The following is a 15,391-nucleotide window of genomic DNA, read 5'->3' on the forward strand; positions in this document are numbered from 1 at the left end:
CGGCGCCAAAATCAGGCGGCTTGTGGAGCCAGTTCTGCGTCTTCCCGCTCGACGGCGGCAAGTGCTGTTACACTGCTGGCGAGCGCCCGCCAGGTGATCAGTTCGAACGTACCATCCTCGTGCTCGGCGACCGCCGTGCAACTTTCCACCCAATCACCGGTGTTGATGTAACGGATACCGTCCATATCCTGGATGATGGCATGATGGATATGTCCGCAGATCACCCCATCGGCGCCATTTTTGCGGGCTTCCTCTGCCACGACACGCTCGAATTCACCGATGAAATTGACGGCATGCTTGACCTGCAGCTTCGCCCAGGCCGAGAACGACCAGTAGGGCATGCCAAGGCGACGGCGCACCGCCGCTAGGATGATATTGATACGGATCGCCGTGTCATAGGCCCAGTCGCCGAGATAGGCGAGCAGTCGGGCATTGCGGACGACGACGTCGAACTCGTCGCCGTGCAGGATCAGATATTTTCTGCCGTCGGCGCCGTCATGCATCATGCGCTCGACGACCTCGATGCCGCCGAAATGCATGCCCGGGAAGGCCCGAAGGAATTCGTCGTGATTGCCGGGAATATAGACGACGCGCGTGCCCTTGCGCGCCTTGCGCAACAGCTTCTGGACGACATCGTTGCAGACCTGCGGCCAGTACCAGCTGCGCTTCAGGCGCCAGCCGTCGACGATGTCGCCGACCAGCACGATCGTATCGGCCTCGTGGTGGCGCAGGAAATCCAGCAGGAAGTCGGCCTTCGCGGCCTTCGAGCCGAGATGGACATCGGAAATGAAGAGCGTGCGGAAATGTCTGGGTTCCATCATGTCTTTCACGAGCTGCCGCTCATGTCCCATCTTTCATCTAGCCTTCCAAAAACAGACTCGTGTTTCAGGAAGATGACAAGACCGGGAAAAGCGCTGCAAACCCGATCATTCCGCGCGGGCAGGATGCCTGTCGCCGCGCGGGCAGGATGCCCGTCGCCGCCAGGCCTACCATGTTGCCCTGCGCATTCAGGGCGTTCATGATGGCGGCGATTCATATCCGACAATGCGGGATGGCTGATGCGTCTTTTTCTCGTTCGCCACGGCGAATCCCTCGGCAACATCAACGAACAGGCCTACCGCCAATTCGGCGATCACAACGTGCCGCTGACGCAGTGGGGCCATCGGCAGGCACTCGAGGCAGGCGGCGTGATCGCCTCCTATCTCAACGCATTGCCGAGCGCGGGTTTCGGCAAGCTGCAGATCTGGTACTCGCCCTTTCTGAGGACGCGGCAGAGCAAGGATGCGCTGCTCGAAGCCCTGCCGGAAAGCGTCGTCGGCGATATCAGGGAAGATTATCTGCTGCGCGAGCAGGATTTCGGTCTCTTCACCGAAATCTATGACCACGCCGAACAGAAGCAGAAGTTTCCCGAGGAGTTCGAAAAATGGGCGAGGCTGCGCAGCAACAGCGGCAAGTTCTACGCGCGGCCGCCGGATGGCGAAAGCCGGGCGGATGTGGCCCAGCGGGTGCGCCTGTTCCTGCAGACCGTTATGCACGATGCCGAAAATAGCGACCGCGACGTTGTGATCGTCGGTCATGGCGTCACCAACCGGGCGGTCGAAATGAATTTCCTGCACCGCCCTGTCGAGTGGTTCGAGCGCTCCGACAATCCTGGAAACGCCGATATCACGCTGATCGAGGGGACGCGCTCGCAAGGATACGAGTCGATCCTGCTGCATCAGGCCGCCGACCGGCAGCCGGGACAGGAAGGCGAACTGCGCGATGCCTATGGCGCAGACGTGACGCTTACGCCGATGCCCGGCGGTTAGCGACGCCTTGCAGAGCGCCGCTACAGAACCAGTGGCGGGTCACGCTCACCAAATTGCCAGCGCCGTATTCGGCCCAATCCTCAAGCGCAGCGAACATCAATGCGTCATGTGGCCTTGCCCCGAAACTAGAGCCCCTTGATGGCGAGGACGTTGGCCACAAACCGACTCTATCATGAGGATCGCCTCAATGCATTGGAGCGACATCACCGCGCGGTTGCGGCTCGCCTTGGGCAGGTCCGCCGCGCGTTAAGCAAACGCGCGGCGGAGGCTCCAACGCCTTGATTCCACGCCAGTCCCGTCAGGCAGCTCGCACCGCCGCCATCGGTTTCACGTTCTGATTCATCCGGAACAGATTGTTCGGATCGTAACGCCGCTTGATTTCGGCAAGGCGACCGTAGTTGGCGCCGTAAGCGCTTTCGACCCGATCGACCTCGTCCTCCGGCATGAAGTTGATGTAGGCGGTGCCGACCGAATGCGGCTTGGTTGCCTCGAAGAGCTCCCGCGCCCAACCGATACAGCTTCCATCCATCCCGGCTTCCCGCCAGCGCGCATGCACATTCATGACGAAATGCGAGCTTCGTTGCGGAAATGCGGTCGCCTCGGTGGGTACGCGGCCAGCGGCACCACCGACATGGCCGATGAAGATCTCGCACTCCGGTCCGGGCAGCTTGCGCACGGCATTGAGCAGGACGTCGATCGCCGCATCCGAGAGAGAGGCGAAATCCTGGCTCTTCCAATAATTGCGCGCACCGGGCGTGAGCAGCGGGTCGAATGCCTGTTGCCAGCCGGTGAACGGCACTGGGCCGACGACGTCGGCAATCGGATTTCCGATCGCGCGCAATCTGGCCGTTGCCTTTTCGCCCGCCGCAATGTCTCCGCAATAGCACATGGCCAGCACCACGATCTCCTTGCCGTGCCATTCGGCCGGAAGGAACGGCAGCGGCGGCGCCTGACGCATCACCACCCAACAGGTCAGTTCGTCAGGGGCCGCCTCCAGCGCCTGCCGGTACTCCTTGAGCACCTTTTCAGCATCGGCGAAGGGATGCACGACGAGCCCAGCGAGAACCTCTGTGTTGAGTGGGTTGAGCTGGAATTCGAAAGAAGTCACGACGCCGAAATTGCCGCCGCCGCCACGCAGCGCCCAGAAGAGATCCGGCATTTCTTTTTCGCTCGCCTTGACCAGCTCGCCATCGGCCGTCACCACATCAACCGAAAGCAGATTATCGAGCGTCAGCCCGAATTTGCGGGTCAGCCAGCCGAAACCACCGCCGAGTGTCAGGCCGGCGATGCCGGTGGTGGAATTGATGCCGGTCGGCAGCACCAGCCCGAAGGCCAGCGTTTCCTTGTCGACGTCGGCGAGTGTCGCGCCCGGCTCGATCCTGGCACGCTGCGTCTGCGGATCGACCCGCACCGATTTCATCGCCGACAGGTCGATGACGATACCGCCCTCGCAGACAGCATTGCCGGCGATGCCGTGGCCGCCGCCACGCACCGAAACGAGCAGATTATTGTCGCGTGCAAACCGCACCGCCCGCACCACATCGGCAGCACCGGCGCAGCGCGCGATAAGCCCGGGCCGGCGGTCGATCATCGCATTCCAGATCGTCCGCGCTTCGTTGTAATCCATGTCTTTACTGGTCAGGAGACTGCCGCGAAATCCGGCGGCAAAAGCATCGATGGCCACGTCATTGACCATCGTCTGCCCCCTTTGCAGGGTCGTGAGGTTCAAATTGTCCATGATTTCCTCCATGCGACCGGCGCCCCGCACCGTCGCGGCCGGCATCCTGCGCCTGTTGAGGTCGTCAAACAAGTTTTCCAAAAGGATTAGCCATTGGCATCAGGGACGAATGGTCGTCCCGCGGGCCCCCCGCCCATCTCACGAAAACTTCTCCCATCCCTCATTTCCATACTGTCGCCCGTATCCGATTGATGTATGGAGGGAACTCCCCAAAAGACGTGCACGGAGGCGGCGATGGATCACCCGGAAAAATCGAAGACGGAAAAGAATCTGACGAGCGGCGATCTCGACGAACAGGCGCTTTTCTTCCACCGCTATCCCCGCCCCGGCAAGCTGGAGATCCAGGCGACAAAGCCGCTCGGCAACCAGCGCGACCTGGCGCTTGCCTATTCGCCCGGCGTTGCCGCCCCTTGCCTTGCCATCCGCGACAATCCCGAAATGGCGGCCGAATATACCTCGCGCGCCAATCTCGTTGCCGTCATCTCCAACGGCACCGCCGTGCTTGGCCTCGGCAATATCGGCCCGCTTGCCTCCAAGCCTGTTATGGAGGGCAAGGCGGTGCTCTTCAAGAAATTCGCCGGCATCGACGTCTTCGATATCGAGATCGACGCGGCAGGCGTCGACCAGATGGTTTCGACCATCGCCTCGCTGGAGCCGACCTTCGGCGGCATCAACCTCGAGGACATCAAGGCGCCGGAATGTTTCGAGGTCGAGCGGCGCCTGCGCGAGAAGATGAAGATCCCCGTTTTCCACGACGATCAGCACGGTACGGCGATCATCGTCGCCGCCGCGATCCTGAACGGGCTGGAACTCGCCGGTAAGAACATCGCCGACATCAAGATCGTCGCCTCCGGTGCCGGTGCCGCCGCCCTTGCCTGCCTCAACCTGCTTGTCATTCTCGGGGCAAAACGCGAAAACATCTGGGTTCACGATCTCGAAGGCCTCGTCTATGAGGGCCGCATCGAGCTGATGGACGAATGGAAATCCATCTATGCCCAGAAGAGCGAGACGCGTACGCTGGCCGAAAATATCGGCGGCGCCGACGTCTTCCTCGGCCTGTCGGCCGCCGGCGTGCTGAAGCCGGAACTATTGGCGCAGATGGCCGACAAGCCGTTGATCATGGCGCTTGCCAATCCGACGCCGGAGATCATGCCGGATCTCGCCCGTGCTGCCCGACCCGATGCGATGATCTGCACCGGCCGCTCGGATTTCGCCAACCAGGTCAACAACGTCCTCTGCTTCCCTTATATCTTCCGCGGCGCGCTCGATTGCGGCGCCGAGACGATCAATGAGGAAATGAAGATGGCGGCCGTGCGCGCCATCGCAGCCCTTGCCCGCGAAGAGCCGTCGGATGTCGCCGCCCGCGCCTATTCCGGCGAGACCCCGGTTTTCGGCCCCGACTATCTGATCCCCTCGCCCTTCGATCCGCGCCTGATCCTGCGCATCGCGCCTGCGGTCGCCAAGGCCGCCGAACAGAGCGGCGTCGCGCGCCGCCCAATCCAGGATTTCGACGCCTATCTCGACCAGCTGAACCGCTTCGTCTTCCGCTCCGGCTTCGTCATGAAACCGATCTTCACCGCCGCCAAGGCGGCAGAGCGCAAGCGCGTCATCTTCTCCGAAGGCGAGGACGAACGCGTACTGCGCGCCGCCCAGGTGCTGCTCGAGGAAGGCCTTGCCGAACCGATCCTGATAGGCCGCCCCCAGGTCATCGAGACACGCCTGAAGCGCTACGGCCTGCGCATCCGGCCGCTGCAGGATTTCGAGGTCATCAACCCGGAAGACGATCCGCGCTTCCGCGAATATGTCGATCTCTATTTCTCCCTCGTCGGCCGCCGCGGCGTCATCCCGGAAGCCGCCCGCACGATCGTACGCACCAACACCACCGTCATCGGCGCGCTGGCGCTGCGGCGCGGTGAGGCCGATGCGCTGATCTGCGGCCTCGAAGGCCGTTACGAGAAGCATCTGCGCGACGTCCGCCTGATCATCGGCAAACGCAAGGATGTCCGCGACTTCTCAGCCCTCAGCCTGATGATCTCGCAGCGCGGCGCCACTTTCTTCACCGACACCTACGTCACCTTCAATCCGAACGCCGAAGAGATCGCAGAGGCGACGGTGCTGGCCGCCGAGGAAATCCGCCGTTTCGGCATCACCCCGCGCGCGGCCCTCGTTTCGCATTCCAACTTCGGCTCGCGTGAATCCGAAAGCGCCACGAAGATGCGCAACGCCCTGCAGCTCGTGCGCGAAGCCGCACCCGACCTCGAGGTCGATGGCGAGATGCACGGCGAAAGCGCCATCACCGAGGCACTGCGCAAGCGCGTCATGCCGGACACGACCCTGCACGACGAGGCGAACCTCCTGGTCTTCCCGAACCTCGATGCCGCCAACATCACGCTCGGTGTGGTGAAGTCGATGACGGACGGCCTGCATGTCGGCCCGATCCTGCTCGGCACCGCCCTGCCCGCCCATATCCTCGCCCCCTCGGTCACCTCCCGCGGCGTCGTCAATATGGCGGCACTCGCCGTCGTCGAGGCATCGCAACCGGCCTGAGCCGGCTCAGACTGCTGACAAAGTCGGCCAACTCCTCGCCATGCTCGGGCTTGTCCCGAGCATCTGCAGCCGGTTGATTTGCATGCGCGGGGCCTGGGATATAATCCTTCGGTACGAGCGGCCTTGAAGCCGCTCCGACACATGTCCTGATGCCGTCTCAGGCACTCCGCAGGGACAGGCGCCCTTTATCCGCGAGCGCATCCGCGCGCTCGTTGCCGGCAATGCCGGAATGGCCTTTGCACCAGGCGATGGTCACCAGACCATTCTGGGATAGTTGAAGATCGACCGCTTTCCAGAGTTCCGCATTGGCGATCGTTCGGCTTCGGGTATTCCCGTTCGGGTTGCTTTTCTTCCAGCCGCTGTTCTTCCAGATATGTCGCCGGCTGTTGCAGCCTTTGACGGCATAGACGGAATCGGACCAGATAGTCGCGGGCTCGCCGCTTGCTCCGCTGTTGATCCAGATTGCCGCCCTGAGGACGGCGGTCAATTCCATCGAATTATTGGCGGAATCCTCGACGCCACCGAAGCCGGAGGCGATCTCGGCGGCATCACGATAGGCGACAAATGCCCAGCCTCCGTGCCCGGAACCGGGTTCATAACAACCGTCCACGAAGACGTGGAGGCCGTGTTGGGCTTCGGGTATCCCGACTGTCGCAGCAGGGGAGCGAAATTCGTTGGAAATACCTGACATTTTCGCCGTCCTTCTCGCCTTCGCCGCGCCCACCGCAAGACCACTGCGGCTTGCGGCGACCTGCCCCATATCCCACGTCTTGATCACCTCCCGCGGCGGCGTCAACATCGAAGCACTGGCCGTGATCGAGGCGTGGTAAGTGCGGTATCATAAAGAATGCACCGTCTGTAAACCTACCCGGCGCCAAGCGGCATTGCAGCGACCGGAGTTCTCCCTATCCCTCGTTGGGGGGGTAGTGGCGGAGGTAGCTATGAAAGCTGATCTGGCGAGCGAGAAGAAGAATCAAGTCCCGGAAAATTGAAAGAAGAAAGTCCCGCTTTTGGCGGCACAACAAATTCTCCCCACAGATGGGTCGCCCGCATTTGCTGGATAAGATCGCGAAAATGCGCTAGGAATTTCTCCAAGCTTATTAAGAGAAACACGTTAAGAGACAACGCGCGGCGATCGAGGCCGCAATCGACCGATCGATTCTTTGCTCATTCCGGGACGACGCCGTGAAACGCCGAAACCTGTCTCTTGCCCTTCTCCTTGCCTTTGCGGCGCCTGCCGCCGCGCAAAACAGCGCCGTCTGTGAGGACCTGCGCGGTCGCCTTGCCGACTTGCCGCGATCGATCGGCAATGGCAACGGCCCGGAAGCCCGCCAATATTCCAGCGCCATGGCCGAGCAGAACCTCGAGCTGCGCAAGGTTCGCAACGAGCTGCGCAGCAATGGCTGCACCTCGGGCAGCATGGTGGTGATCGGCGGCGAGAATGACGATTATTGCGCCGAACTTTCGCAGTCCGAAGCGCGCATGATCGACAATATCCACTATCTCCAGGACCGCCGCAACGAACTGGCCGACCAGAACGGCGCCGATGACGACGCACGCCGCGAACTGGTCGCGGCTCTCGACCGCAATGGCTGCAACAGCGAAAACTTCTATGCCCCGAGCGATCGCAGCGCCGCCGACCCCGCGCCAAGCGTCGAGGAACAGGCGCTACGCACCGATACTTTCATTCCGCTCGGCGGCGGCGAAGAGGTCGATCCGCGTTACGGCCTGCCGCGGGCCGAGATGCTCTCGCCGGTCAGCACCATGTGCGTGCGCAGCTGCGACGGCGGCTTCTTCCCGATCAGCTCGAACGCCACGTCGGTCGATTTCGGCCGCGATGCTCAGACCTGCGCCAAGATGTGCCCGGGCATCGAGACTGAACTGTTCTATCGTGACGTGACGAGCACCGAAGCCTCGAATATGATCTCGGTCGCAACGGGCACGCCCTACAGCGCCATGAAAAATGCCTTTGCCTACAAGAACCGCACGCCCGGGGAAAAGTCCTCCTGCGCCTGCAATCTCACAGCCTATTATGAGGAGATGCGCGGCAAGCAGGCGGTGAGCGAACCGCCGCAGCAGGGCTCGATCACCACCATCCGCACCAAGGCGAAGGATGCCGCCGCGCCGCAACCGTCCGTTCCCGAGCGCCCCTACGATCCCACACAGAACCGCGTCCGTCAGGTCGGCCCGCAGTTTCTGGCCGGCGATCAGGGCTCGATCGACCTCGCCAATCCGGCAACGCCAGGCCCGCAGCCACAACAGCAGCAGTGATTGAACAGCTGGAACTGCGGTGGCGGAGCAATAGCGGCGTTGTGCCAGGCCGCATGAGATGACGGCGATGTCACGTGAACGTGCGGCGGGATGTGAATGCGGGTCGCTTGAGCATGGTCAGTAGGTCGTACGACCGCCGCTCAGGTCGAACGTCGATGCGGTCGTGAAGGAGTTCTCCTCGGAGAGCAGCCAGACGACCATCGAAGCGATCTCGTGAAGTTCAACAAAACGGTCGCGCGGAATGCGGACGCGCATATATTCGATAAACTCGGATGTCAGCCCGTCCAATATAGGTGTCTTTGCTGTGGTTGGCGTTACCGCGTTCACGGCGATTCCTGTCTTTGCGAGTTCCTTGCCAAGAGACTTGGTGAAGCCCAGCACACCAGCTTTCGCTGCGCTGTAGGCGGCGATGTTCGGATTTCCTTCCTTGCCCGCAACCGAAGAGATGTTCACAATCCGCCCGTAGTCGCGCTTTAACATGACCGGAACGACGTGCCGGCAACAATTGAAGGTTCCCGTGAGGCAGACATCGACGACGTCTTTCCATTCACCGAAATCGTATTCGATCGTGGGCTTGACCGGACCGGTAATCCCGGCGGAATTGACGAGGCCGTCGATACGGCCAAAAATCTCCTCGGTCGCCGCCGCCGCATTTTTCACTGATACGGGATCTGCGACGTTGACGCCGAAAGCGACCGTGCCAGATCCGAGAGCGGAAGCGCTGTCCTTCGCCATGTTTTCGTTCAGGTCCCAGATGGCCACCTTGCCACCGGACTGGATGACGCGCTCTGCGATAGCGTAGCCGATGCCGCGCGCACCGCCTGTGATCACGATGATCCGTTCCTTCAAGTCGATCATGTTCATTGGGCCGTTATCCTCCGAGTGAGCCACCGATAGCCGAATATCTATTGGAAATTCCAGGATTTCGCCTTCAGCGTATCGATATGAAGGTCAGGAATTTATCCCGAGTCCGAAACTATGCCGAGCCCATTCCCTAAAGCCCGAGATTTCCGGTAATCAAGGATTAAAAGCTCGGCATAATTTGAACGCTTTGGAAGACCGGGTATGCCCGAAGCGGAAATCTTTGTCTGCATCCGTTACTCCGAAAGGCATTCTGCAGCCCCCTTGTGTATAGACATTGGCGCACGCTATTCGAACAGTAGGAGATGCTATGAACAGCAATCTTAAAGAGCTATCGTTTCAACAGGTTGATGTTTTTTCCTCGGAGCGAATGGGTGGAAATCCACTTGCGGTGGTAGTGGATGCGGACGATCTTGATACATCAACGATGGCCAAGTTTGCCAACTGGACCAATCTAAGCGAGACGACCTTCCTCCTAAAGCCGACGGTCCCGGATGCTGATTATCGCGTCAGAATTTTCACGCCGCATCAGGAGCTACCCTTTGCCGGACACCCGACTTTGGGTAGCTGCCACGCATGGCTGACCTTGGGCGGAAAGCCAAAGCAGCCAGTTGTCATCCAGGAATGTCAGGCGGGTTTGATCCGGATCAGAAGAGACGGCGATATCCTCTCATTTCTGGCTCCAGATTTGATCAAGACTGGACATATCGATAACGATCTAATGAAACGAGTTATGAGCGGTCTAAGTCTGTCACCTGAGATGATAGTCGATGCGAGTTGGGTAGACAACGGTCCCGGTTGGATGGCCTTGCTCCTGAAAAGCAGAGACGATGTCCTACGTGTCCGTCCGAACTACCAGAGTATTTCCGGACTAAGGGTAGGCCTGATTGCACCATGTTTGGGGGACGTCGATGGTGTGGATTTCGAGGTCCGCGCCTTCACCGCCGCTGGTTACGAAGACCCAGTCACTGGTAGCCTAAATGCGGGTTTGGCAAAATGGCTCATTTCCGCAAATCTCGCGCCGCCTTCATACATCGCTGCGCAAGGGACGGTCTTGGGCAGGTCAGGGCGGGTACATGTCCGGCTCGAATCTGAAGATATTTGGGTTGGCGGCAATGTCGTTACCTGCATAAACGGAAAAGCTATCCTCTAAGACAGTCATCGACCTGAGGCCGATGACTGCAATTGGCGCTTTCCTGCCTACTGAAAGTTCCTCGATAATTGGTGGGGTCGGCATGGACGTCGCGGCCCTCACCGCGATGTCCCTAGCTCCGGCAGGGATCAGAGTTTGTCTAAAAACGCCAATAGCTTGTCGCCAGCCCTGAACCGGCCAGGCGATTGTCCATTATACGGATCGATCTTGGCTAGAGCGGCCTCCTTGATCCTGCTCTCATTGATCCTTTCACTTGGCAGCGCTTCGCGGTATAATTAGAGCGGGCTAAAATAGAAAATGGGACGGCCGTCAAAACAGAAAACCTTCCGTCTTTGGGCCGGGGATCAACTATGGGGGTCGAAAATGCTTAGCGGCTTTAGCAGGGCCTGCGCGCTAATCCTTTTGTCAGGGAACTTCGCTTTCGCCCAATCGGATCAGATAGAGCCAAACGCTGGAATGTGGAAGACGTGGGTAATCACGTCGGGCAAAGACTTCCGAGTCCCGCCCCCACCGGATACTTCCGCAACCGAGTTGGAGCAGGTTCGCGAACTTGTCGCAAAGAACGATGCGCAGGTCGCCGCCAAGATCACATTCTGGGACGCCGGTTCGCCCGGCTATCGATGGATCGACCTGGTCAACAACCGTCTTCTCGCAAACCAGACGATCCCCAACGCGCATCGCGTCTACACCTATTTGACGATGGCGGTCTACGACGCCACCATCGCGGCTTGGGAGTCGAAATACTTCTACAATCGCCCCCGCCCGAGCGAGGTGGATACGACACTGCCGACTGCGCTGCCTACGCCTCGGAGTCCCGCTTATCCATCCGAACACGCGGCCGCCGCCGCCGCCGCCGCGACCGTTCTTGCCTATTTCTTTCCCGACGAGGCGTCGTCGTTCCAGGCGATGGCCGAAGAAGCCGCACAGTCGCGTGTCCTTGCCGGTGTCCAGTTCCCAAGCGATTCATCCGCCGGCCTGGAACTGGGGCGACGCGTGGCAGAGCAAGTGATTGCGCGGGCAAAGGCCGACGGCTCCGATGCCGTCTGGACCGGCACCGTGCCGACCGGGCCGTGCATGTGGGTCGGAGACAAACCCGCCAATGCAACCATGCCAAACTGGAAGCCGATCCTGCTCGAGACAGCCGATGAATTCAGGCCACCGACTCCGCCCGACTGCAAGTCTGCGGCCGTGAAGGCCGAGACGGATGCAGTCCGCCAGTTTGAGCGAAAATTCCCCAACAGCTACAAGGCGTTCTACTGGCAAAGTCCATCCGGCCTGTTCACAGACTGGTATGACTATGCCAGCAAGTGGATGTTCGAGGACAAGACGGATTCGAACCCGCCGCGCGCCGCACGGGCTTACGCGATGCTCGCAACGGTCTACTACGACGCCTACATTGCAAGCAACGACGGGAAATACGCTTATTGGTACCTGCGGCCCAACATGCTTGACCCGAGCATCACTCCCCTGTTCGCAGTGCCGGCCCATCCCAGTTATCCGTCGAATCACTCCACGTTGTCGACTGCCCGATGCGAGGTGCTTGCCTATCTGTTCCCCGACCAGGCGGAGTTCATCCGAACGGTCGGCAAGGAAGCGGGCGATTCCCGCATCTGGGCCGGCATCCACTATGAAATGGACAACCGGGCCGGTGCCGCACTTGGCAAAGCAGTCGCCGGGAAATTCATCGAGCGGGCAAAAAAAGACGGGGCAGACTAGCGGAAGGGCCGCTAGCGCCTTTCTCCCGAAATGTCGCAATCCTAAGCGAAGGGTTCTCGGTGGAACGTTCCGTTCACTCAGCAGCCGACGTGCGAGGCAGCAACGTTTCTCAAACGATGCGGATGCGGCGCGTCACCTGGCCATTGCTTTCCCAGTATGTGTGCTTTTTGGCGATCAAGGGATCGTCCATCGCCGGTTGAATTTGCCCTGCGGTACTGATCGCGCGCGAGGTCACCGTGTGTTCTCCAGGCGAGGGATTTGGCCAATCCAGTGACCAAATCTTCCAGGCGTATTCGGCCTCCTCGCTGTGATCGATGACTGCCGGCATCCAGGGCCCTTGATCAATTTTCAGTTCGACCCGGTCGATCGGTGCACCCCAGGCTGCGCCGACGACCCGGTGACCCGAGTCGTTGCGCGTGACCTTGGCGGGCGCGGATTTCAGCAAGGCCCGGCCGACCGAGGTCTCGGCCCGCACAGTCTCGCCTTTGTGCTCTTCCTCCCGGATGGTGACATAGTCGCGGCCCATCAGCAGGCTCATGAAGCGGGTGTCGCGAACCTCGATGCCCTTCAGCCACTTGACGTTGGCAATCCCGTACCAGCCCAGAGTTATCAGCCGCAGCGGGAAACCGTTGGGGGCAGGCAGGGTCGCTCCGTTCATTTCGTAGCAGAGCAGATTGTCGGGGTTCATCGCGTCTGCGAGCGACATGCTGCGAGCGAAGTTCTGTTGCATCTTGATGTCGCGAATCGTGACCTCGCCTTTGTCGGTGCCGAAGAAGACGACCTCTAGGTGTTCAGTCCCCATCCATCATGGAAGACGAGTTCCTCGAGCGGCAGCCGCTGCCGCCAGCCTTTGACGGACAGTTCCGGCTCGTCATAGAGCCGGTCGACGAAACCGGCACAGAGCCAGGCGACCACCTCGATATGCTGGGGTATGCCGAGAATGCTCTTCAGCTCGCCTTCATGAAAGATGCTGACCCAGCCGATCCCGACCCCTTCCGCCCGCGCCGCAAGCCAGAGATTCTGGATGGCGCAAACTGTGGAATAGCTATCCATCCTGGGATTGTGCGTGCGCCCCAGCACGACGCTGCCGCTGCGGGTAGGATCGCAGGTCACGCATATGCCGAGCGGCGCCTCGACAATGCCTTCGAGCTTGAGCGAGCGGTAGGCCTGCCGTCGTTCACCTTCGAACATCAGCGCCGCCTCCTCGTTGGCCCTCGCAAAAGCATCCCGGACGCGCGCCCGCACGGTTGCGCTTTTCACCAGAATGAAATTCCACGGCTGCATAAAGCCGACGGAGGGTGCATGATGGGCAGCCGTCAGCAGCCGCTGCACAAGGTCATCCGGCAAGGGATCGGGCAGGAACTCGCTGCGAACGTCGCGCCGCGTCATGATCGCATGATAGACGGCCTCGCGTTCGGCCAAGGAAAAACCGGACGCCGCCGAAAGGGCATCCTCATCAAAGGGTCGCATCGTCAAATCCCCAACAACGCAACCGCCCCGCCGTCCGCGCGGATCGGTCTATCTAGCCAGGCCGGTCTTCTGACTCGGCGTCATCCGCCTGCCGCAGCCTTCCCGGCGAGAAGCCAGTGGCGTGATGAAGCGGCAAGCGTCGGCCTTACAGCGTTGGGCACGTTCCGGCTTTGCACCGGATTCCCGATTCTCCCGCCTGGACGGCGGGCACCTGACGGCGCATCTATTTCAGGAAAGCGCGGCGGCGGCAAGCCGGCCCTCATACCGCCGACACGTTGCATGCGACATCGACTTCATGGACAGAGGCGCATCGCTGCCTTAGAAACAAACCCATCCTGACCGACGCCCATGGCGCCGCACTTTTTCTCTTTGCACTTTGGTTGCCCGTGCCCCGCCTCACGCCCATGATCCTTGCGGTCGCCCTGTTCATGGAACAGATGGATTCGACCGTGATCGCCACCAGCCTACCGGCGATCGCAGCCGATATCGGCACCTCGCCGATCGCGCTGAAGCTCGCCGTTACCAGCTATCTCGTGGCGCTGGCGATCTTCATCCCGATCAGCGGCTGGATGTCCGATCGTTTCGGCGCGCGCAACATCTTCCGCATGGCGATCTTCGTTTTCATGATCGGCTCGATCGCCTGCGCCTTTTCCAATTCGATCACGGCCTTCGTGATCTCACGCCTGATCCAGGGCGCCGGCGGCTCGATGATGACGCCGGTCAGCCGCCTGCTGCTGGTCCGGGGAACGCCGCGTCACGAACTCGTCGATGCCATGGCCTGGCTCACCATTCCAGCGTTGATCGGTCCGATCATGGGTCCGCCGATCGGCGGCTTCCTCACAACCTACCTCACCTGGCACTGGATCTTCTGGATCAACGTCCCGATCGGCGTGCTCGGCATCATCCTCGTCACCCGTTTCCTGCCGGCGGTCGAGCCGCGCACTCTGCGGCCGATGGACTTCCCCGGCTTCTTCCTTTGCGGCCTAGGCTTCTCCGGCTTCGTCTTCGGCCTGTCGGTGATCAGCCTGCCGGCCGTGCCCGTTATCTACGGTTATGTCACGGTTGCGATCGGCATCCTTGCCGGCCTCCTCTACCTCCTGCATGCCCGCCGCGTGCCTTATCCGCTTCTCGATCCGAAGATGTTTCGTTACCCGATGTTTCGGGCGGCGATCCTCGGCGCCTCGAATTTCCGCATGGGACTTGGCGCCCTGCCTTTCCTGATGCCGCTGATGCTCCAGCTCGGCTTCGGCCTGACACCGCTGCAATCGGGCTCGGTCACCTTCGTCAGCGCGCTCGGCTCCATGGGTTCGAAATTCGCCGCCTCGCGCACCTTCAACGCCTTCGGCTTCCGCACAGTGATCTCCCTCACCACCTTGCTGGCGGCGATCTTCCTCGGCATCAACGGCCTTTTCACCGCCGAAACGCCACTGTTCCTGATCATGGCCTGCCTGCTGATCGGCGGCCTGTTCCGCTCCATGGCTTTCTCGGGCGTCAACGCCATGGCCTTCGGCGACGTCGATGATGCCGACAGCAGCCAGGCAACCGCAATCAATGCCGTTGCCCAGCGTATCTCCATGGCGATGGGTGTGGCGATCGCCGGCGGCATCCTCGAAATTTCCAGCAGCTTCCACGACGACAGGCTGCTGGTCTCGGATTTCCACATCGCCTTCTTCAGCGTCTCGGCGATTTCGGCGCTGGCCTGCATCACCTTCCTGCGCCTGCCCCAAGATGCCGGCGCTGAACTGACGGCGCGCGGCCGCAAGCGCCGGCACGCCGAACCCGAAGAGGCCGTGGCTGAAAATAGCTGATCTCCCTGACGCCACGGAA

At 60.9% G+C, this 15,391-nt stretch carries 12 protein-coding genes, 1 pseudogene and 1 riboswitch; of the genes and pseudogenes, 7 read left to right on the forward strand and 6 right to left on the reverse strand.

Going from position 1 to position 15,391, the window contains the following annotated elements; translation table 11 throughout:
- Positions 1–11: 11 nt before the first annotated feature.
- A complete protein-coding gene (locus AC1D2N_RS17000; protein WP_018242243.1) occupies positions 12–851 on the reverse strand; it encodes a UDP-2,3-diacylglucosamine diphosphatase in 840 nt (279 codons plus the stop codon).
- Between the two features lie 207 nt (positions 852–1,058).
- Here AC1D2N_RS17000 and AC1D2N_RS17005 point away from each other — a divergent pair, with 207 nt between their 5' ends.
- Complete coding sequence (locus AC1D2N_RS17005) at positions 1,059–1,808, forward strand: histidine phosphatase family protein (RefSeq protein ID WP_018242245.1); 750 nt, start codon at positions 1,059–1,061, stop codon at positions 1,806–1,808.
- Positions 1,809–2,106: 298 nt separating this feature from the next.
- On the opposite strand, the gene AC1D2N_RS17010 is transcribed toward AC1D2N_RS17005, so the two are convergent.
- Positions 2,107–3,546, reverse strand: a complete 1,440-nt coding sequence (locus AC1D2N_RS17010; RefSeq protein ID WP_026188413.1) for an FAD-binding oxidoreductase — start codon at positions 3,544–3,546, stop codon at positions 2,107–2,109.
- Positions 3,547–3,780: 234 nt separating this feature from the next.
- Here AC1D2N_RS17010 and AC1D2N_RS17015 point away from each other — a divergent pair, with 234 nt between their 5' ends.
- A complete protein-coding gene (locus tag AC1D2N_RS17015) occupies positions 3,781–6,093 on the forward strand; it encodes an NADP-dependent malic enzyme (RefSeq protein WP_130652509.1) in 2,313 nt (770 codons plus the stop codon).
- A gap of 157 nt (positions 6,094–6,250) precedes the next feature.
- On the opposite strand, the gene AC1D2N_RS17020 is transcribed toward AC1D2N_RS17015, so the two are convergent.
- The gene (locus AC1D2N_RS17020) at positions 6,251–6,784 is read right to left on the reverse strand and encodes a ribonuclease H family protein (RefSeq protein WP_130652510.1); all 534 of its coding nucleotides are present in this window, start codon (positions 6,782–6,784) and stop codon (positions 6,251–6,253) included.
- Here AC1D2N_RS17020 and AC1D2N_RS17025 point away from each other — a divergent pair.
- Together AC1D2N_RS17025 and AC1D2N_RS17030 are read left to right on the forward strand one after the other, a co-directional pair.
- The gene (locus AC1D2N_RS17025; protein WP_162804580.1) at positions 6,768–6,923 is read left to right on the forward strand and encodes a hypothetical protein; all 156 of its coding nucleotides are present in this window, start codon (positions 6,768–6,770) and stop codon (positions 6,921–6,923) included. The two genes, AC1D2N_RS17020 and AC1D2N_RS17025, sit on opposite strands and share 17 nt — an antisense overlap.
- A 355-nt stretch (positions 6,924–7,278) precedes the next feature.
- Positions 7,279–8,364 (forward strand): DUF2865 domain-containing protein, encoded by a 1,086-nt coding sequence (locus tag AC1D2N_RS17030; RefSeq protein WP_130652511.1) that lies wholly within the window; start codon positions 7,279–7,281, stop codon positions 8,362–8,364.
- 117 nt (positions 8,365–8,481) lie between these two features.
- On the opposite strand, the gene AC1D2N_RS17035 is transcribed toward AC1D2N_RS17030, so the two are convergent.
- On the reverse strand, positions 8,482–9,228 hold the full coding sequence (locus AC1D2N_RS17035) for an SDR family NAD(P)-dependent oxidoreductase (RefSeq protein WP_018242250.1): 747 nt from the start codon (positions 9,226–9,228) through the stop codon (positions 8,482–8,484).
- Positions 9,229–9,535: 307 nt separating this feature from the next.
- Here AC1D2N_RS17035 and AC1D2N_RS17040 point away from each other — a divergent pair, with 307 nt between their 5' ends.
- The gene (locus tag AC1D2N_RS17040) at positions 9,536–10,378 is read left to right on the forward strand and encodes a PhzF family phenazine biosynthesis protein (protein ID WP_130652512.1); all 843 of its coding nucleotides are present in this window, start codon (positions 9,536–9,538) and stop codon (positions 10,376–10,378) included.
- A 531-nt stretch (positions 10,379–10,909) separates the two neighbouring features.
- On the forward strand, positions 10,910–12,094 hold the full coding sequence (locus AC1D2N_RS17045; RefSeq protein ID WP_018242252.1) for a phosphatase PAP2 family protein: 1,185 nt from the start codon (positions 10,910–10,912) through the stop codon (positions 12,092–12,094).
- 109 nt (positions 12,095–12,203) lie between these two features.
- On the opposite strand, the pseudogene AC1D2N_RS17050 reads toward AC1D2N_RS17045, so the two are convergent.
- A pseudogene (locus AC1D2N_RS17050) lies at positions 12,204–12,881 on the reverse strand (molybdopterin-dependent oxidoreductase); the annotation flags it as partial.
- Positions 12,878–13,564: a 5,6-dimethylbenzimidazole synthase gene (bluB, locus tag AC1D2N_RS17055; protein ID WP_130652513.1), complete on the reverse strand. Its 687-nt coding sequence runs from the start codon at positions 13,562–13,564 to the stop codon at positions 12,878–12,880. The pseudogene AC1D2N_RS17050 and the gene bluB, both read right to left, overlap by 4 nt.
- A 42-nt stretch (positions 13,565–13,606) precedes the next feature.
- Positions 13,607–13,794: riboswitch (cobalamin riboswitch) on the reverse strand.
- 174 nt (positions 13,795–13,968) lie between these two features.
- On the opposite strand from bluB, the gene AC1D2N_RS17060 reads away from it, so the two are divergent.
- Positions 13,969–15,372: an MFS transporter gene (locus AC1D2N_RS17060; protein WP_130652514.1), complete on the forward strand. Its 1,404-nt coding sequence runs from the start codon at positions 13,969–13,971 to the stop codon at positions 15,370–15,372.
- The last annotated feature ends 19 nt before the right edge of the window (positions 15,373–15,391 follow it).

The sequence above is a fragment of the Rhizobium sp. P1_B8 genome, assembly GCF_056406515.1.